This window comes from Geomonas sp., assembly GCF_035254065.1.
Lineage (GTDB): Bacteria > Desulfobacterota > Desulfuromonadia > Geobacterales > Geobacteraceae > Geomonas.
In genome coordinates, this window is the sequence record NZ_DATFBA010000373.1 from 1 (window position 1) to 18831 (window position 18831).

Below are 18831 nucleotides of genomic sequence, written 5' to 3' on the forward strand. Positions count from 1 at the left end.
AGCCTGATGCAGGCCTCCCACAAGCTGGCCGAGGCGGTCTACGCCAAGGCCCAGGCAGGCGGCGAGCATGCCGGCCCCGAGCCCCACGCGGAGCAGCAGGAGCAGGGGGGCGCCAAGGGCGAGAAGGTGGTCGACGCCGACTTCGAAGAGGTCAAGGACGACAAGAAGTAACGAAAAAACGGTTGCATAGAAGGCCGTTTTGATGGAAGATGCGGTAAATTAACGACACGCACAACGGGCAGCGGCGAACAGGAGGGTTCCCCCTTCTTACTATCCGCTGCTCTTTGTGTGTTACGAGGGTGCATTTGGCAAACGGTGACAAGCAGGATTATTACGAGCTTCTCGAGGTCAACAGGAACGCCACCGACACCGAGATCAAGAAGGCTTACCGGCGGTTGGCGATCAAGCATCACCCGGACAAGAACCAGGGTGACAAGGCCAGCGAGGACAAGTTCAAGGAGATCTCGGAGGCCTACGAGGTGCTGGCGGACCCTGAGAAGAGGGCACGTTACGACCAGTTCGGCCATGCCGGGGTGGGCGGGGAGGGCTTCTCCTCCGGCGGCTTCGGCGCCGGTTCCCCCTTCGGGGACATCTTCGGCGACATCTTCGGCGACATCTTCGGCGGTGGCGGCAGGCAGCGCGCCTCCCGCGGCAAGCGCGGCGACGACCTCCAGTACAACATGGAGGTGACCTTCGAGGAGGCCGCCTTCGGGGTGGAGAAGAAGATCGACATCCCCTACGCCAAGCGCTGCGACGCCTGCTCGGGTTCGGGCGCCAAGCCCGGCACCTCCCCCAAGACCTGCCCGACCTGCCAGGGGGCAGGCCAGATGCGCTTCCAGCAGGGGTTCTTCAGCGTGAGCAAGACCTGCTCGCACTGCAACGGCGAAGGGCGCGTGGTCGATCACCCCTGCCCGACCTGCCGCGGCGCCGGCACGGTCCGCGACAAGAAGACCATCTCGGTGAAGGTGCCGGCAGGGGTGGAGACCGGCATCAGGCTGAAGCTCTCCGGAGAAGGGGGGCAGGGGACCAAGGGCGGCCCCAACGGCGACCTGTACGTGGCGCTCAGCGTCAAGGATCACCCGATCTTCAAGCGCGAAGACAACGACGTGATCTGCGAGATCCCGATCAGCTTCACCCAGGCGGCGCTCGGCTGCGAGATCGAGGTCCCCACCCTGGACGGCAAGGTGAACATGAAGATCCCGGAGGGGACCCAGTCCGGCGCCATCTTCAGGATGCGCGGCAAAGGGGTCCCGGCGCTGCAGGGGTACGGCCGTGGCGACCACATGGTGGTCGCCAAGGTGGAGACTCCCACCAACCTCAACAAGCAGCAGCGCGAGCTCCTGGAGGAGTTGGCCCGCATCAGCGGCGAGGAGGTCAACCCCATGCGCAAGAACTTCTTCGCCAAGGTGATGGACATCCTCAGCTGACGGGGAGCAGGGCGGAGTACGCTCTGGTTAACCGCTAACGGTATCGGTAACGAAAAAAGGCGCATCTGAACGCGCCTTTTTTCGTTGCATCGAGAGTCGGGAGGTGGCTGGAGGAGCTGCCCCGGCCATTACGGACTTGACCCGCCCCAAGAGACGTTGCACAATGGCGGGGTTATCTTGATTGCAAGCAATACAAGGAGTACATCACCTTGAGGTGCCGATCCTTTCCCCACGGTAAGACTCTCTGGCCGGTCATTTTCTCGCTGCTGCTCATCTGCGGGCTGGTTTCCTCCGCCTGCGCCTACGAGAGGGTAATCCCCTCCTACCCGATCGCCCCCACCGGCTACAGTTCCATCAAGGTGTTCGACAACCAGGGACGCTTCGTCGGGCGCATCCTCTCCACCCAGCGCTACTGGACCCCCATCGAGCGGATCCCGGTCTTCCTCAGGAACGCCCTGGTGGCCATCGAGGACTCCCGCTTCTACGAGCACAACGGCATCGACGTGAAGGGGATCGCCCGCGCCCTGATGAAGGACGTGGTCAAGGGGCGGATGGCGGAGGGTGGCTCCACCATCACCCAGCAGCTCATCAAGAACAAGTACCTGACCGGCGAGAAGACCTTGGACCGCAAGCTCAAGGAAGCCCAGCTGGCCATGGAGTTCGAGAAGAAGTACAGCAAGGACCAGATCCTGGAGATGTACTTCAACACCATCTACTTCGGCAACGGTGCCTGGGGGGTCGCGCAGGCGGCACGGCTCTACTTCGACAAGAACCCGGAGGAGATGACCGATGCCGAGTGCTCCCTCTTGGCCGGCATACCTAAGTCGCCGGGGCGCTACAACCCGCTGGGCAAACCTGCCGACGTCAACAACCGACGGATGCTGGTCTTGAACCGGATGGCGGAACTCAGGATGATCTCCGGTCGACAGAAGCAGGAGATCGTCAACCACCCTGCCACCGTATGGAAGGGGGATCAGGCTCCCTCCTACGTCGCCCACCTCCGGAGCAAGCTGGTGGAGGCCTACGGCCCCCGCATCGTGGATGAGGGGGGACTGGACGTCATCTCCGCGATGGACCTTCCGCTGCAGCAGCTCGCGGAGAAGTCGCTCAGCGAAGGGGTGAGGAAGGTCTCTCCCAAGCTGCAGGGTGCCCTCATCTGCCTGGATCCCGCCACCGGCAACGTGCTTGCCGCCGTGGGGGGCGTCGACTTCGCCAAGAGCGCCTACGACCGCGCCTTCGTCGCCAAGCGGCAGCCAGGTTCCTCCATCAAGCCCTTCATCTACGCCGATGCCCTGGAAAACGGCTTCACCGCCGGCAGCATTATGAACGACCAGCCGGTCGCCTATCCGCGCGGCAACGGCCAGAGCTGGAAGCCGGTCAACTACGAGAAGAGGTCGTTCGGGGAGCTCACCCTTCGGGAGGCCCTGGCCCACTCCAACAACGTGATCGCGGTGAAGCTGCTGGATGCCGTCGGGGTCGCCAACTTCGTCAACTTCGCCAAGACCATGGGCCTCGACCTGCACCGCCAGGACCTGTCGCTTGCCCTGGGGACCGAGGAGGTTACCCTGAGCCAGCTGGTCTCCGCCTACACCCCCTTTGCGACCGGCGGGACCCGCGCCGAGGCGAGGACCATCATCCGCGTCTACGATCGCAACCGTCGCAGCTGGACGGAAACGCCTGCTGCGGTTACCCCGGCCCTGGCGCCCGCCACCGCCTACCTCACCACCCAACTGATGAAGGACGTCCTTACCTACGGTACCGCGAAGGGGCTGAAGAAGTTCAGTGAAGCCCGCCCGGCGGCCGGGAAGACGGGGACCACCGACGACTACCGCGACGCGTGGTTCGTCGGCTTCACTCCGCAGCTGATCACCGGGGTCTGGGTCGGCTATGACCAGCCCAAGCCGGGCGGCAGAGGGTTCACCGGGGGTGCCGTCTCCGCCCCCATCTGGGGGAGGTTCATGACCGGCGCCCTGGCGGGCAAGCCGGCAGTCGATTTCCCCAAGCCGGATAACGTGGTGACTGCCACCATCGATCCCTCCACCGGTTTCCTGGCCACCCCCGACTGCCCGGTCAAGAAGGAGGAGTTCTACCAGACCGGGACCGAGCCGACCCAGTACTGTCCCAAGCACGGCGGGCAGAACATGCCACCGGCGGCTCCCGCCGCGAGCAAGCCGAAAGCCCCGGGCACCGATCTGCCGCTGGAGGATGTACTGCCGACGCCGGAAGAGGAGGTGGAACCACCCCCCGCCGATCAGCAGTAGCAGGCGCGGAGCACGGAAAGAGAAAAGGCCGGATGTCAGCTGACATCCGGCCTTTTTTAAAAAAGTAGTTGGCGTTGCAATTATGGGATCATTTCTCTGGTTCGTCGGTGAAAGCACCTGGAAAGCGGCTGTTTGTTGAGGCAGTCCGCGACAGGTTGTTGCTTTCCCTTTTTGTGGCGGTTTTGACGCGCCTGACGAACGAGATGTTAGGCCTTCGGCTTGGTCCCGTTGAACGCCAACCACCCAACCCGTGCTGCCGTCTGAGGGCCGCCGGGTTGTTCGAACTGTTTGTTCCCTCCATGTTTTTTAGTCTACTCCCGGTCGCCTTGAATAGTCAACACCCCCCTCGCATGCCCTTTATTCCCATCTTTGGGCCGATCTTGGTTTTGCCTTGAGCGATGAGGACGCGATGCGATACAATTTGCTTAGTGTGCGGGGGAGGTGAGAGAGTTGAAGCGGATAAAGGTGATACTACTTGATGGCCGCGAGGGGCGCTTCCCTCACTACGTTCTTGATCATTTGATCAGGAAGAAGGGAATCATCGCCTTCCAGCGCTCGGATGGTTGGGTTCGCATAGGAGTTGATCCCATCCGGAAAGCTCCCACGTCCTGTAATTTCAGTGGTGAAAAGAAAAGGTTTACCGACTTTCTGGTGAAAAAGAGAACGACTGATTGGATTGCTTGAGATAAGTTGATTCCACTATCTGCACCATTGTCATCTGCCCGAGGAGATAGTTCTTCCCAGGCGCCAGATTAACCCATTCCCTTTCAGTGTAAGCTCCAGGTTACTAGCAACATGTGCAGATCCAGGCCGGTGTTTATGTGGCCGTTGAGGCCGCCGTTGGACATGTGCTGGAACTGGTAGCCGATGCCGGGGCCGGCCGCGAAGCGGTAGGAAATGCCGATGTGACCGTCCCACAGGACATGTCCGTCCAGATCAACCCACCCGAAATTATCCCTGCTGAGGAAGTTGGCGTCGCCGCCCAGTTCTATGACCACCCCTTTGCCGCCGGCTTTGTCAAAGACGACACCAGGCCCGACCGCGCCGATGAAGCCGGTCTCTCCCGCCCCGTGCAGGGCGCCCAGCGAGCCCTTGAGTTGCATGGCCAGCCCCCATCCATCCTTGTTCCGCACCGACCAGGGAAGACCGTAGTCGAAAAAGGCGTCGTACTGGTGGATGTACGAGTTGCGGGCGGTGGCCATCCAGCCGATCCGTGCACCGACGGTGCGCAACCCCTGGTCCTCGTCCTGACACCACCCTTGGGTGCCGGTTGCCAACAAAGAGAGCAGGAAGAGGATTACGGGCAAGATCCGTTTCATGGGAGCTCCTGGGATGCTTCGTTCATTGGATGTTCATAACTTTACAGATGTTGAATGGATTGTCAACGAGGTAGAGGTATCCGCGCGAAAATCCCGAGGCCGCGGCCGCGCCCGGGGAAGGACGGCCATGTGCTGGCCCCGGGTGCGCTCTGGCAGGGGGACGGCGTAGGTCAGCGCGCCTTCGCGGTCTCCTTGGCGTCCTGCAGTTTGGAGGTGATGTTGTTGTTGATCCAGGAGGGATCCCACCACTCGATGGGGTTGACCTGCTCCCCGGAGACCATCACCCCGAAGTGGAGGTGATCGCCACCGGCCAGTCCGGTGTCGCCGGTGGTGCCGATGATCTGCCCTTTCTGCACGTCTTCGCCCACCTTGACGCCGATGCCGCTCAGGTGGCCGTATAGGGTCTGCAGCCCCAGGCCGTGGTCTATGATGACGCACTGGCCGTAGATGCCGAGGTCGTCGGCGTAGACGATCTTGCCGCGGTTGGCTGCTGGCACCTTGGCGTGGGCTAAAGCTGCCAGGTCGATCCCCAGGTGGGTTTCCTGGTCGACCAGCTTGCCGTGATAGTAGTAATCCCGGAACTGAGCGTAGCCTCCGCGCGGCGCGGAATTGGGCATGCGCAGGAAGGGTCCCTCCCACAGGAAGGTGGGCGAGGTCTTTTTTCCCACCTCTTCCAACTGCTTGAGGTCATGCACGCGCAGGTCGCGGTTGGCCTTCAGGAAGATCTCCAGCGGCGTGTTCGCCTGCGGGAAGCGGTCCTTGAACTCGGCGGATACCTTGTCCAGGTAGGTGTCGGGCAACTGGATCCGGTCGCTCGGGAACGCCTTAGGGATCAGGTGGAAGTAGATCCCGGTCACCCGCTCGTTCCCTGCGCGGTCGACCGCCAGGATCTTGGGGACGAAGCGCTCGGTGGGAAGATTGTAGGGGAAGGGGAACAGGCAGGCGTAGACGTCTCCGAACTGATGATAACCGGGGAAGAAGCGGTCGGCGAAGACGACCCCTGTTTTCTGGACCTCCCGGTTGACTGTGTAGATTACCAGCCCCACGCCACCACGGGCGATGTTGTGCGCGATACTGAGCGCGGTGACGGCGGGGGGCTTGTTCTGGTAGGTGTAGTCGATGGCTTTGACTGTGCGGTTACCGGCTCCCAGGTGGTATAGCGCCCGGTCGTTGGAACTCACCTCCAGCTTGAAGGGGCCGTCCTTGAGACTGGGAGTCTCCGCCAGCCGGAAACTCTCGCGGGCGGTGTATGTCTTGGGGGGGTATTCCCGGGAGAGCACGGTGATGGTGCGCTGTCCCTGCAGCGCGATGATGGACAGCTTCTTCATTCCAGAACCTGGATCGTGCAGCGAGACGGCCATCTCGGCCTTCCCTGAGACCGGTCCGGGGCCGGGCGAGAGAGAAACTTCCGGCCCGCGCATGTCCCTGAGGTAGAAGAAGCCGATCGCGGCCAAAGCCGCCACGATGAGGACGCCGAAGATGCTGGAAGATTTCATGGCTTGCTCCGGAACTTTCTTCAGGTCATCCGGCAGCTGGCAGTGGTCACCTGCCGAGGGCGTCCGCCGAAAGAGTGAACCCGCATTCGACGCCGCTGGTGCCAGATGTAAGCGAATCTACTTCGGATTCTAGCACCGGCCCCCTTAAAGTCCAGTTGAGGGAGGCAGCGCGCTCGATTCGGCAGCGGGAGTCGGCCGGTCGCTGGCCCCACCCAATGAGGGGACGGTGGCAACGACCTTAATGTGAATGGAAGGTGACGTTTCAGCAGGAAAGGGGTAATGATTGTGCAGGGTTGAGCGGAGGACGCGGTCGCTGTGCGCGGCAGCTAATCTCATTAGCACACAAGTCTTGGACTATACACGAAAAAATTTTTTTGTAACAGTCTGTAAAATAGCCCTGGCAGGTGATATATTTTCATCAGCTAGCTAGCTGAAACAGAATGCTCACACAAAGGAGGTTGCGCAGCATCAAAGAAACTCCACCGATGAGGATTCTAACAAGATGAGAGCAGCCCATTATCCGGTTTCTATCTAGTTCCGGACTGACCCTTGAAAAGGGTATCGATGTAAAGACAGAAAATGAGGCCCGCCGAAGCACGGCGGGCCTTTCATCGTTTGGAGGTCGCCCGGGTACTGCACAGCCGTGGCGACAGTTTCAAAACAAAAGGGGTTGGCCGTTAAGCCAACCCCTTCACTTCTTTATGGAGCCGAAGAGCGGACTCGAACCGCCGACTTGCTGATTACGAATCAGCTACTCTACCAACTGAGTTACTCCGGCTGACGGGACGATCTTGCGGTCCCGGTTCCCCCGGGACGCCTGTGATTTGTACCCCAAAAAAGGGATGCCGTCAAGCCATTCCTGAGACGGAGCTTATGGTGCGGAAGGCTAGCCGGCGCTCTCCTGCAGGCACTTCTTCACGATGCTCACCATCTCTAGGCGGGAGAAAGGCTTCAGGATGTAGCCATCGGCGCCGGCCTCCTCGACGAGGGCGCGCAACTCGTGCTCGTTCTTCGAGGAGAGCAGCAGGATCGGGATGTCGCGGCTGAGTTCGTTATCCTTGAGGATCTTCGCCTTCTTGTTGCCGTCGAGCATGGGCATCATGATGTCCATTATGATCAGCTCCGGCTGGTTGCGGGAGAAGATGTAGCGGTTGGCCTCTATGCCGTTGGTTGCGGTATCGACCTGGTAACCGGCTTCCTCCAGGATGTCCTTGACCATCGCCAGCACTACTTCGCTGTCGTCTATGATGAGAATCTTCTTCCCCAACCCATGCTCCTTTTCAGCATATTCTTCCCCTCCACCGGAAATACCGTAGGGGGCCTCGTCGTTAGGCGCCAGCTCCGGCTAGTACTCCGGCAAGGCGGAGGTCGCGGACAGCCTCCGGCGCGCAGGCCTCTCCTGCCTTTTCGTGCAGTTCCTGGATCAGGTAGTCGAGGTAGAGCAGGTCGTCTTCCAGTTCGCGCCGGAAGCCCCCCAGTACCGCCTCGGAAGCCGGCGTCACCGACTGTGCCAACTCCATCACCCGCGTCAGCCTACCCTCCAGACGCCTCTTCTTGACGCTCATCTCCCCGATCAGATGCTGCAGGGTATCGAAGGTCCTGAAGGCCGCGCGGGCGGTCTCGCTCAACTGACCTGCGCCTGCCTCCCGTTGCTCGTGCCGCACCCGCCAAAGCTTGCTGGGGTGGTACTCGTCCAGAAAGCGGGCCACGTTCAGTTCCAGCTGCTCCTCGCGGGCGAGGGCCTTGTTGATCAGGGTGATGGCGTCGACCCCTTTGATGAGGAAGTCGATGGCCGGGGCGTCGATGGCCTCCTCGCCGCAGGTCATACGTTTCAGCTGTGCTTCGATCCGGTCGGTGATGGCAGCGATGTCGTGGAGCCCCACCATCAGGGCCGACCCCTTCAGCGTATGCGCACTTCTCAGCAGCTCAGGCAGCAGCGTGCCCCGGGACGGATTTTTCTCCAGCACCAGCAGCCCGCTGCGCAGCGAGGCTAGGTGATCCTCGGCCTCCGGACAGAATATCCTCAGGTATCGTTGCGGCATTTCCCGTTGTTCTCCTGCTCCTAAGTTGGCCGGCTGAACATGAGCAGCTGGTGCCGTACGGCAGGCACCCCGTGACAGCTGTCTGCCGGCGGATGGCGGCCTATAGACAGCACGAGGCGTGCCGTTTTGATCTGAAAAAATATCGCGAGGAAACAGCTAGTTGTGGCGAGGGGAGAGGCGGGTTAAAAAAGGAGGCGTGCTACAAATTGAGGTGGTTTTGTCCGAGCAAAATGCCTTTTTAACGTAAGATCGATGGGTTAGCTGTCTGCAAAAAATGTCGCACATGCAAATAATGTCGCACCTTTTTGAGGGGGCTATCGGCGTATCCTGTAGCGCAGACAAGTTACATCGCAATTATGAATTGTGGAGGTCGGGGAAGCATACAGCAGCGGAGAGGGTCATCTGCGGGACAGTCGCTTGTTCAGCGCCTGGCGGGTTAGGCCGAGCAGGTTGGCGGCGGCCCCCTGGTTGCCGTTGGAGAGCTGGAGCGCCTCTTCGATGAGATGGTTCTCCATCTCCTTCAGGGTCGGAAAGCGGCCGCCGGAGGTGGCGGGGCGGTGACCGACGGTCGCGACGGGGGAGGAGAGGTGCGACACTTTTTTCATCCCCTTCAGGAAGCTCGACGGAGGGAGGCTCCCTCCCTGGTGGCGGGCCACGGCGTCGAAGACCATGGATTTGAGCTCGCGTACGTTGCCGGGAAAGGGGTAGCCGGCGAGGTAGCTGAAGAGCTCAGGGCGGCAGGACGGCTTCTCCTTGTTAAGGAGACGGGCGGCGTCTTCCACGAAGGCCTTCACCAGCAGCGGGAGGTCACCCTCACGTTCCCGCAGCGGGGGGACCTCGGCGTGGTGGGCGCACAGCCGGTAGTAGAGATCCTTGCGGAAGCTTCCCTCCTCGATGAGCTGCTCGAGGCGCTGATGGGTGGCGACGATGATGCGGGAGCGGTTGCGTAGAGGGGTGTCGGAGCCCAGCGGGTAGTACTCGTTTTCCTGGAGCAGGCGCAGCAGTTTTATCTGGGAGGCGAGGGAGAGGTCGCCGATCTCGTCCAGAAAGAGCGTGCCGCCGGCCGCCTTGGCGATCATCCCCTCCCTGGTGTCGGTGGCGCCGGTGAAGGCCCCCTTGCGGTGGCCGAAGAGGGTGTCGGCGAACATGAGGTCGTCGAGGCCGCCGGAGTTGATGGCCACGAATTCGCCGGACATCCCGCTCAGGGTGTGGATGGCGCGGGCAATAAGCTCCTTGCCCACCCCAGTTTCCCCGCTGATAAGGACCGGCTGGCTGGTCGCCGCCACCGCCTCCAGGTAACCAAACAGCGCGTGCATCTTGGGGTGCTGGGTGATGATACCGGCGAAGGCCTCCTGGTTGCGGACCCTGCCGGTCAAAAGCGACTCGCGCAGAGAGGAGATCTCGTCGCGCAGTACGTTCATCTCCATGGCATTTTTGACGGTCGCCACCAGGCTGCTGATCTCGACCGGCTTCACCTGGTAGTCGAAGGCCCCCGCCTTCATGCAAGCCACGGCGGTGGCGATCTCGTTGGCGGCGGTGACCACGATGACGGGGAGCTGCGGGTACTGGGCGCCGACCTGGTCGAGGAGCTCCTTTCCGGAGAGGTGGGGCATCTGCAGGTCGAGTATGACCGCGCCCACCCTGGTCTGTTCCAGCAGTGGGAGCAACTTACGGCTGTCGGCGCAGGTGACGATGTTGGTGAAGCCTGCCCCCAAGAGCATCACCTGGTAGCTCAGTAAGATGTCGGCCTCGTCATCGACGATCACCACGGCCGGCGCAGACGCTTTGCTGTTTTGCATGGAGGCTCCTTGCGCGGCATTGTAGCCAATTCGAGGTCGGTGCACAAGCACCTAAACCTTTCCGCCGTGGCAGATGGACGTCCCCGGTCCGGGAATCGCGGGAAATTATTTATGGCTCATCCTCCTGAAAATCCTTTATCTGCGCCCGCTTGACGATGTATAGATGCATCCGGCGCCCCGAGGTGCCCGACAACCGCGCGTAGCCGGCAGGTAAGCTCATGTATAAGCCAAGAATCAACATCTTTCTCCTGAACGTGCTGATCGTTACCTTGATCATCGCGATCATCACCGCCGTGTTCATCGGTCACCTGCGCAGCGAGGAACTCCTGCTGATCAAGGCCGGTAAGAGCCAGTTCGCCGCCGGCTTCAGTCACCTCAAGTACAACGTCATCGCCTGCAGCGTCGCCATAGAGTCCCTGTTTCTCGCGCTTGGCTTCGTCCTGCTCTGGGAGCGGGGGCGCTACGAGGCGCGCCTGCGTGAGCTGGCGGAGAGCCGGCAGACCCAGTTGACCTTCCTGCAGACCCTGGTCGACACCATCCCCAGCCCCATCTTCTACAAGGACCGCGCCGGGCGCTACCTCGGACACAACAAGGCCTTTGGCGAGTTCCTGGGGATGAAGGGGGAGGAGATCGTCGGCAAGAGCGTATTCGAATTGGCGCCGCCCGACCTGGCGCGACGGTATTTCGAGAAGGACGAGGAACTGTTCCGCACCCCGGGAGTCCAGATCTATGAGGCCTCGGTTCTTTATGCCGACGGTACCCGGCATGATGTCATCTTCAACAAGGCGACCTTTGCCGGCGCCGATGGCGAGGTGGCCGGGTTGGTCGGCGTCATCCTCGACGTCACCGAACGGAAGAAGGCCCAGGCGGTGATTGCCGAGAGCGAGCAGTTCCTCTCCAGCATCATTGACAGCATCCAGGACGGCATCACCATCCTGGACCGGGAACTCACCATCACCAGGCTCAATCCGGTCACCAGAAGGATCTCGGGGGGGCGTGCCGAGGTGGGACGCAAATGCTACCAGTCGTTCCACGGCCGCCAAGAGCAGTGCACTCCCTGTCCCTCCAGCGAAACCGTCCAGACCGGCCAGCCTGCCCGCAAGACCTTCCCGGTGGTGAAGGAGGGGGACGAGAGGTGGCTGGAGATCAGCACCTTTCCCCTCTTCGATGCTGCCAAGATCGAGGTCACCGGCGTCATCGAGTACATACGGGATGTAACCGACCGCAAGCGTGCCGAAGACCTCCTGCGCGAGAGCGAGGAGCGCTTTCACCAGCTCTTCGCCCAGAACCTGGATGGCATCATCCTGTTCGGGGCCGACGACCACCGGATCATCGACGCCAACCCGAGGGCTCAGGAACTAACCCGCTTCACCCTCTCCGAACTTAAGGAGCTCACCCCCGCCACTATCCTCGATCCCCCCGTCGAACTCAGCGAGGCGGGTAGCCGGCTGAGCGTGGAAAGAGGCGTCTGCACCCGCAAGGACGGCAGCGCCCTGTCGGTCTCCATCTGGAGCCAGGTCATCACGCTGGGCGACCGTTTGGTGGTCTACTGCTCGTTGCGGGACATGACGGCCAAGATCCGCCTGGAGGAGGAGGTCCGCTCCGCCCAGGCCAAGCTCATTCACGCCAACAAGATGACCTCGCTGGGATTGCTCGCCTCCAGTGTGGCCCACGAGATCAACAACCCCAACAACTGCATCGGGGTTAACGCCGCCATACTCACCGACGTCTGGCGCGACGCCGCTCCGATCCTGGAGCGCTACCGGCAGGAGCACGGCGACTTCGCGCTCAGGGGACTCTCCTACGACCAGATGCGAGACTTCGCTCCCCAACTGTTCAACGGGATAACGGACAGCTCACGGAGGATCAGCGCCATCGTCGACAACATGAAGGAGTGGGTGCGGCAGGACAAAAGCGGCCTGCACGGCGCCATCGACATCAACAGGCTGGTGCAGAGCGCGTCGGCCATGCTCTGGCACCACATCCACCGGCATACGGACAACTTCCAGATGGAGCTGGCGGAGGGACTTCCCCCTGCGCTGGGGAACGCCCAGCAGATCGAGCAGGTCATCATCAACCTGCTGGTCAACGCCCTGCAGTCGCTTCCCCATCGCGCCTGCGGCGTGGTGCTCGCCACCTCGCACGATCCTGTCGCCGGCAGGGTGCTGGTGACCGTGCGCGATGAAGGTGCCGGGATCGACGCCGGCGACCTGAAGAGGCTTAAGGAGCCGTTCTTCACCACCAGGGAAGGGGGGACCGGGCTGGGGCTCTACATCTCGTCGGCCATCGTCAAGGAACATGGCGGGAGCCTCACCTTCGATTCCGCCCCCGGCAGGGGGACCACGGTCACCGTCGCGATCCCGGAGAAGCGGTAAAGAGCAAAGGGTTTTGCTGGCTGTTGCCGACAGTGGTGGATGGTCCGGCTTCCCTCACCCCGGCCCTCTCCCGGGGGGAGAGGGGGAGTCGGCGAAGTCGAAAAGTGAAGCTGGGGAGCACAAGGCATACGTTAGCTGCGAGCAGTAACGAGAAAGCCCCGCCATCCTGAGGATGCGCGGGGCTTTTTGTGGTGCAGGTTGCGGAGGTGGCGCTAGCCGTGGGCCACGTTGGCGAGCTCACGCTCGGTGGCGTCATCCATGACCTTGTAGGCGCAGAACTCGCCGCACATGGTGCAGGCGCCGTGGTCGGCGACGCCGGATTCGGCCCGAAGCCTCCTCGCCTTCTCGGGGTCGATGGCGAGGGCGAACTGGCCTTCCCAGTCGAGCTTCTTCCGGCAGCGGGCCATCTGGTTGTCCTTCTCGACGGCGCCCTTCACCCCCTTGACGATGTCGGCGGCGTGCCCGGCGATCCGGCAGGCCATCACCCCTTCCCGCACGTCTTCCACGCTGGGAAGCCTCAGGTGCTCGGAGGGGGTCACGTAGCAGAGGAAGTCGGCGCCGGCTGAGGCGGCGATGGTGCCGCCGATGGCGGAGGTGATGTGGTCGTAGCCGGGGGCGATGTCGGTCACCAGCGGGCCGAGCACGTAGAAGGGAGCGCCGTGGCAGAGCCTCTTCTGCAGGAGGATGTTGGACTCGATCTGGTTGAGCGGCATGTGTCCCGGTCCCTCGATCATGACCTGCACGCCGTACTCCTGGGCCCGCTGGGTGAGCTCGCCCAGAAGGATCAGTTCGTGGATCTGGGCGCGGTCGGTGGCGTCGGCCAGGCAGCCGGGACGGAAGCCGTCGCCCAAGGAGAGCGTCATGTCGTAGGCCTTGGTGATCTCCAGCAGGCGGTCGAAGTGCTCGAAGAGCGGGTTCTCCATGTTGTTGTGCGCCATCCACTCGATGGTGAAGGCGCCGCCGCGGGAGACCACGTCCATGATGCGCCCTTCCTTCCTCATCCGCTCCACGGTGGAGCGGGTGACGCCGCAGTGGACGGTGATGAAGTCGACGCCGTCTTCGGCGTGCTTGATCACCCCTTCGAAGATGTCCTCCACCGTCATGTCGACGATGGCCTTCTTCTTGGTGCGCACCGCGTCCAGGGCGGCCTGGTAGAGGGGGACGGTGCCGATGCAGGCCGAGGTCTCGGCGATGATGGCGCGGCGGATCTCGTCGACCGGCCCGCCGGTGGAGAGGTCCATGATGGCGTCGGCGCCGGCGGCCACCGCCACCCGGGCCTTCTCCAGCTCCTTCTGGATATCGAGGTCGTCGGCGGAGCTGCCGATGTTGGCGTTGATCTTGGTCCTCAGCCCCTTGCCGACTGCCAGCGGGGTGCCGTTCAGGTGCTTGTTGTTGTGGCAGATGATGATGTTGCCCTGGGCGATCCCGGCGCGGATGAACTCGGGCTCGACCCCTTCGGCGAGGGCTGCCTGGCGCATCTTCTCGGTGATGATCCCCTTGCGGGCGTATTCGAGCTGGGTCATGACTACTCCTTTGTAAGCCCAAGTTGGGCCATAGTGCATGCTGGAACCCATCCTCACCCTGTCCCTCCCTGAAGGGGAGGGGAGGTCGGGGGGGACAGGTTCTCCTAAACTTTTAGTCTCTTCACGAGCGCTCCCTCTCCTTCAAAGCTTGCCCGCCGAAGCCTTGGCAAAGGCGGGGAGAGGGCAGGGGTGCGGATGGGATGCTAGCTTTCCCCTTGGTCCTTGGCGGCCAGGAAGTGGTTGACCGGCCCGTGTCCCCGCCCCAGCGGCTGGGCGAACTTGATGGCGCGGGTGATGAAGAGCTTCGCCCTCAGGATGGCGCCGGGGAGCGGCTCGCCCTGGGCCAGGAAGGTGGCGATCGCTGAGGCGAGCGAACAGCCGGTGCCGTGGGTGTTGCGGGTGAGGACGCGGGGCGCGGTGAAGCGGGTGAAGCCGGTGCCGTCGAAAAGGATGTCGGTCACCACCCCTTCGCTCAAGTGCCCACCCTTGACCAGCACGTTGCGGGCCCCCATCAGGTGCAGGGCGCGGGCAGCCAGTTCCATGCCTGGCGCGTCGGTGATGGTCAGTCCGGTCAGCCGTTCCGCCTCCGGGATGTTGGGGGTCAGCAGGTAGCTGAGCGGGATCAGCCGCTTCTTCAGCACCGTGAGCGCCTCGTCCTCCAGTAGCGCTGTCCCCCCCTTGGCGATCATCACCGGGTCGACCACCACCATCCTCATGCCGTGCTCGGCGAGCTTTTCGGAAAGGACGGCGGTGTTCTCGGGGGAGAAAAGCATGCCGACCTTCACCACGTCCACCGGGATGTCGGAGAGCACCGCCTCCAGCTGCTCCGCGAGGAAGGCCGGCGGGACCGCATGGATGGAGGAGACCCCTCGGGTGTTCTGGGCGGTGAGGGCGGTGATGGCCGAGGCGCCGTAGCTGCCCAACAGGGTGATGCTCTTCAGGTCCCCCTGGATGCCCGCGCCGCCGCCCGAGTCGCTGCCGGCCACGGTCAGCACGATTCCCCTGGGCTGCTGCATGCAGCGGTTGAAAAGAAGCGCCAGTTCTGCGGCGGCCAGTCCCGGTGTCCGCGAGGAGAGCACCGAGGAGATGACCGCGATGGCGTCGGCTCCCGCGTCGATTACCGGGCAGGCGTTGTCGCGGGTGATACCGCCGATGGCGACCACCGGGATCTTGAGCTTTCCTTTCAGAAGGGCGAGCCCTTCCGGCCCTCGGGTCTCGGGGACCTCCTTGCTGCCGGTGGGGTAGATGGCACCGAACCCGACGTAATCGGCCCCTGCCGCCTGTGCCGCCAGCGCTTCCTCCAGCGAGTGGGTGGAGATCCCTAACAGTTTCTTTTTGCCCAGCGCCGCGCGGGCCGCGGCGGGGTCGCCGTCTTCCTGCCCGAGGTGCAGGCCGTCGGCGTCCAGCGCCAGCGCGAGTTCCAGATCGTCGTTCACGATGAACTTGGCCTGGAACTCCGCGCACAGGGCCTTCAGCTCGCGCCCCGTGGAGAGCCGCTGCACGGGGTTTCGCAGCTTGTCGCGATACTGCAGGACGCTGACGCCGCCCGACAGCGCGTCACGGACCCGCTCCACCAGGCGCTCCCCCTGATCGGTGATCAGGTAGAGTCCCTCCACGCAGCGTTCCTTGCCCCTATGATCGACGACGAGCTTTAGCAAGATAGTGTCCTGTAAATGAAAAGAGCCGCAACGGCAATGTCACGGCTCCAGAGTGTACGGGTGATTGGAGTTCGTGCCGCTTCCCTACGCCGGTTTTAACCGGATCAGGTTCGAAGGGTCTCAGGCGTGCCTGTCTCAGTTCGTACGAACTCCCCCAGCTGGCTTTTATAACGTGCGTAAGGTAAAGTAATCCTCTTGCAAAGTCAAGGTTTTTGCCTTTACAGCAAAGGGGAGAAGTGGTAGAAAATCCTGATGGCTGAGACATCCGTGGTTAGTTTCCGCGCGAGGTCCAGCCTCATTCTATAAGTAGCGACGGAGACGGGTAGACGGTATGGATAGCCGGCCAACGGTGGTGGAGATAGACCTGGCGGCCCTGCGTCACAACTTCTCGATTGTGAAGCAGACGGTTCCCAAGGGGTGCGGCATTCTGGCCGTGGTGAAGGCCGACGCCTACGGGCACGGTTTCCAGTACGTGTCGGAGGAGCTGGAGAAGCTCGGCGTGGACGCCTTCGCGGTGGCCTTTCTTGCCGAGGGGGTGCAGCTGAGGATGAGCGGCGTCTATCGCACCGTGCTGATCCTGGGGGGGATCTACCCCGGCGAGGAGAAGCGCTGCATCGGCCTCAACATCTCGACCGCCCTCTTTTCCCTGGAGCAGGCCGAGGCGCTGGACAGGGCGACCCTGGAGATCAAGTGCTACCGGAAGGCCAAGGTGCACCTGGAGGTGGACACCGGCATGGGGAGGCTGGGGGTCCCCTACGACCAGGCGCCGGAGTTCCTGGCCAAGCTGAAGAAGTTCAAGAACCTGGAGTTGGAGGGGATCTTCTCCCACTTCGCCAGCGCCGATGAGCTGGACGAGGAGGGGCGGGCCTTCACCAAGCTGCAGGCGGACCGGCTGAACGCCGTGGTCGAGGAGGCGCGCCGGCTCGGCTTTGATCCGACCTACGTGCATACCGCCAACAGCGCCGGGATCCTGACCCTGGACCTCCCCTACTGCAACCTGGTCCGTCCCGGCATCGTCCTGTACGGGGGGCTCCCCTCCGGCGATTTTTGCGGGCTGGTGAAGTCCAAGCCGGTGATGCGGCTCTGCTCCAAGGTGGCGATGCTCAAGTGGGTGGAGCCGGGTACCCCGATCAGCTACGGCCGGCGCTTCATCGCCGAGAAGAGAACGCTGATCGCGAGCGTGCCGGTAGGCTACGCGGACGGCTACTGCCGAAGCCTCACCAACAAGGGTGAGGCGCTGATCCGCGGCCAGCGGGCCCGGGTGGCCGGCACCGTCTGCATGGACTGGATCATGCTGGACGTGACCGGCATCGAGGGGATCTCGGTCGGCGACGAGGTGACCCTCTTGGGCCCCGACCCCATGGGGGACTGCATCAGCGCGGAAGAGCTGGCCGAGAAGGCGGGGACCATTCCCTACGAGATTTTCTGCGGCATCAGCACCCGGCGGGTACGCCGGGTTTACATCGGGTAACCAGTCTCCGACCAGTCAGACAGGTCGGACAGGTCGGACAGGTCCGACTGAAGGCAGAGGGAGTTCCATGAACGACGACAGCACGATCAGGCTGACGGCGATGGTGAAGGCGGCCGGTTGAGCCGCCAAGCTGGGCCCGGCGGGCCTGGAGGATGCCATTCGCGACATAACGCGCTCGGATGATCCCAACCTGATCGTGGGGGTGGAGGGGGCCGAGGATGCGGGGGTCTACCGCATAGGGGAGAGCCTCGCCCTGGTGGAGACCACCGACATCATCACCCCGCTGGTCGACGACCCCTTCACCTTCGGCCGCATCGCGGCGGCCAACGCGCTCTCGGACGTCTATGCCATGGGCGGGCGCCCGGTCACCGCCATGAACCTGGCCTTCTTCCCGGCCTGCAGCCTGTCGACCTCGGTGCTGGCTGCCATCCTGGCGGGGGGCGCACACGCGCTCAGGGAGGCGGACGCCTGCCTGGTGGGCGGCCACACGGTGGAGGACGACGAGCTCAAGTTCGGCCTGGCAGTGACCGGTCTCATCAACCCCGCCGCCGTGGTCAGAAACTGCACCGCCCGCCCCGGTGACCTCTTGGTGCTGACCAAGCCGCTGGGCACCGGTATCGTCTCCACCGCCATCAAGGCGCAGATGATCGAACCGGAACTGGAGGCCGAGGCGATCCGCTGGATGACGCAACTGAACCGCGCTGCCGCCGAGTTGATGGTGAGCTGCGGGGCGACCGCGGCGACCGACGTCACCGGCTTCGGTTTCATCGGGCACGCCTGCGAGATGGCGCTGGGGGCCGGGGTCACCTTCCGGATCAAGCTGGCGCAGGTGCCGGTTATGCAGGGGGTGGCGGAACTGGTCGAGGACGGACTGGTTCCCGCCGGCTGCTACCGGAACCGCGACCACTACACCAAGCAACTGGCCGGGGTAAACGGCGACCGGCTCCTGCCGCTTTTCGACCCGCAGACCTCCGGTGGCCTCCTGATCTCCTTTGCCCCCGCCGACGCCCGCGAATTCATCATCCGCTCCCAAGCCGCCGGCTCCTTCACGACCCTCCTCGGAGAGGTCGAGTCCTACGGAGAAGCACCCCTTGTCTTCGTCTAAATCCCTCTGCGTCGCCTTCGACCTCGGTACCACCACCATCGCCGCGTCCCTTCTCGATGCCAGCTCGGGTCAGAGGCTCGCGCTGAACGGCACCCTCAATCCGCAGCGGGAGTGGGGGGCCGACGTGCTGGCCAGGCTGACCAAAGCTGCCGACCCCGAGGCGCTTGGCGCCATGAAGGGGGCGCTGGCCCTGGAGATGGAGCGGCTCACTGAGGAGATGCTGGCCGCCGCCGGGGCCGAATTCGGCGACTTGGTGAGCATCGCGCTGGCGGGAAACCCGGCCATGGAACACCTCGCCCTCGGCCTCCCCGTCGCTTCCCTCGCCTATCCTCCCTTTCGCCCGCTCTTCACCCAG

13 protein-coding genes, 1 tRNA gene, 1 pseudogene and 1 riboswitch are annotated in these 18831 nt (G+C 63.1%); of the genes and pseudogenes, 7 read left to right on the forward strand and 8 right to left on the reverse strand.

Annotation, left to right across the window (positions count from 1 at the left end; translation table 11 throughout):
- The first annotated feature begins 305 nt into the window (after window positions 1-305).
- From dnaJ to VJ604_RS19335, 3 genes are all read left to right on the forward strand, one after another.
- A complete protein-coding gene (gene dnaJ / locus VJ604_RS17420) occupies window positions 306-1427 on the forward strand; it encodes a molecular chaperone DnaJ (protein ID WP_324084713.1) in 1122 nt (373 codons plus the stop codon).
- Window positions 1428-1636: 209 nt separating this feature from the next.
- Window positions 1637-3688, forward strand: a complete 2052-nt coding sequence (locus VJ604_RS17425; RefSeq protein ID WP_414652469.1) for a penicillin-binding protein 1A — start codon at window positions 1637-1639, stop codon at window positions 3686-3688.
- Between the two features lie 465 nt (window positions 3689-4153).
- Window positions 4154-4372 carry a GSU3473 family protein gene (locus VJ604_RS19335; protein ID WP_349256701.1) on the forward strand — a complete coding sequence of 73 codons (219 nt, stop codon included), beginning with the start codon at window positions 4154-4156 and terminating at the stop codon, window positions 4370-4372.
- An 83-nt stretch (window positions 4373-4455) separates the two neighbouring features.
- Here the strand turns inward: VJ604_RS19335 and VJ604_RS17430 are convergent, their stop codons facing one another.
- From VJ604_RS17430 to VJ604_RS17455, 6 genes are all read right to left on the reverse strand, one after another.
- The gene (locus VJ604_RS17430; RefSeq protein ID WP_324084715.1) at window positions 4456-5007 is read right to left on the reverse strand and encodes an acyloxyacyl hydrolase; all 552 of its coding nucleotides are present in this window, start codon (window positions 5005-5007) and stop codon (window positions 4456-4458) included.
- Window positions 5008-5177: 170 nt separating this feature from the next.
- The gene (locus VJ604_RS17435; RefSeq protein WP_324084717.1) at window positions 5178-6503 is read right to left on the reverse strand and encodes a M23 family metallopeptidase; all 1326 of its coding nucleotides are present in this window, start codon (window positions 6501-6503) and stop codon (window positions 5178-5180) included.
- Between the two features lie 702 nt (window positions 6504-7205).
- Window positions 7206-7281 (reverse strand) — tRNA-Thr (locus tag VJ604_RS17440).
- Window positions 7282-7389: 108 nt separating this feature from the next.
- Window positions 7390-7770 (reverse strand): response regulator, encoded by a 381-nt coding sequence (locus tag VJ604_RS17445; RefSeq protein WP_324084719.1) that lies wholly within the window; start codon window positions 7768-7770, stop codon window positions 7390-7392.
- A gap of 61 nt (window positions 7771-7831) precedes the next feature.
- The gene (locus VJ604_RS17450) at window positions 7832-8545 is read right to left on the reverse strand and encodes an Hpt domain-containing protein (protein WP_324084721.1); all 714 of its coding nucleotides are present in this window, start codon (window positions 8543-8545) and stop codon (window positions 7832-7834) included.
- Between the two features lie 398 nt (window positions 8546-8943).
- On the reverse strand, window positions 8944-10344 hold the full coding sequence (locus tag VJ604_RS17455) for a sigma-54-dependent transcriptional regulator (protein WP_324084722.1): 1401 nt from the start codon (window positions 10342-10344) through the stop codon (window positions 8944-8946).
- A gap of 218 nt (window positions 10345-10562) precedes the next feature.
- Between VJ604_RS17455 and VJ604_RS17460 the strand changes: the two genes are divergently transcribed.
- Window positions 10563-12719 (forward strand): PAS domain-containing sensor histidine kinase, encoded by a 2157-nt coding sequence (locus tag VJ604_RS17460; protein ID WP_324084724.1) that lies wholly within the window; start codon window positions 10563-10565, stop codon window positions 12717-12719.
- Between the two features lie 212 nt (window positions 12720-12931).
- Here VJ604_RS17460 and thiC read toward each other — a convergent pair whose 3' ends face one another.
- Both thiC and thiD read right to left on the reverse strand, forming a co-directional pair.
- The gene (gene thiC / locus VJ604_RS17465; protein WP_324084726.1) at window positions 12932-14242 is read right to left on the reverse strand and encodes a phosphomethylpyrimidine synthase ThiC; all 1311 of its coding nucleotides are present in this window, start codon (window positions 14240-14242) and stop codon (window positions 12932-12934) included.
- 203 nt (window positions 14243-14445) lie between these two features.
- Window positions 14446-15900, reverse strand: coding sequence for a bifunctional hydroxymethylpyrimidine kinase/phosphomethylpyrimidine kinase (gene thiD / locus VJ604_RS17470; protein ID WP_324084728.1), 1455 nt, complete (start codon window positions 15898-15900; stop codon window positions 14446-14448).
- A 64-nt stretch (window positions 15901-15964) separates the two neighbouring features.
- Window positions 15965-16066, reverse strand: a riboswitch (TPP riboswitch).
- A gap of 165 nt (window positions 16067-16231) precedes the next feature.
- Here thiD and alr point away from each other — a divergent pair.
- From alr to VJ604_RS17485, 3 genes and pseudogenes are all read left to right on the forward strand, one after another.
- On the forward strand, window positions 16232-17371 hold the full coding sequence (gene alr / locus VJ604_RS17475) for an alanine racemase (RefSeq protein WP_324084730.1): 1140 nt from the start codon (window positions 16232-16234) through the stop codon (window positions 17369-17371).
- 67 nt (window positions 17372-17438) lie between these two features.
- Window positions 17439-18476 carry a selenide, water dikinase SelD gene (gene selD / locus VJ604_RS17480; RefSeq protein WP_324084732.1) on the forward strand — a complete coding sequence of 346 codons (1038 nt, stop codon included), beginning with the start codon at window positions 17439-17441 and terminating at the stop codon, window positions 18474-18476.
- A pseudogene (locus VJ604_RS17485) lies at window positions 18463-18831 on the forward strand (ASKHA domain-containing protein); the annotation flags it as partial. The gene selD and the pseudogene VJ604_RS17485, both read left to right, overlap by 14 nt.

Excerpts from the sequence above, each read along its gene's own strand:
- VJ604_RS17430 (WP_324084715.1), bottom strand. The coding sequence starts at position 5,007 with ATGAAACGGATCTTGCCCGTAATCCTCTTCCTGCTCTCTTTGTTGGCA.
- VJ604_RS17435 (WP_324084717.1), bottom strand. The coding sequence starts at position 6,503 with ATGAAATCTTCCAGCATCTTCGGCGTCCTCATCGTGGCGGCTTTGGCC.
- VJ604_RS17450 (WP_324084721.1), bottom strand. The coding sequence starts at position 8,545 with ATGCCGCAACGATACCTGAGGATATTCTGTCCGGAGGCCGAGGATCAC.
- VJ604_RS17455 (WP_324084722.1), bottom strand. The coding sequence starts at position 10,344 with ATGCAAAACAGCAAAGCGTCTGCGCCGGCCGTGGTGATCGTCGATGAC.
- VJ604_RS17460 (WP_324084724.1), top strand. The coding sequence starts at position 10,563 with ATGTATAAGCCAAGAATCAACATCTTTCTCCTGAACGTGCTGATCGTT.
- thiC (WP_324084726.1), bottom strand. The coding sequence starts at position 14,242 with ATGACCCAGCTCGAATACGCCCGCAAGGGGATCATCACCGAGAAGATG.
- alr (WP_324084730.1), top strand. The coding sequence starts at position 16,232 with ATGGATAGCCGGCCAACGGTGGTGGAGATAGACCTGGCGGCCCTGCGT.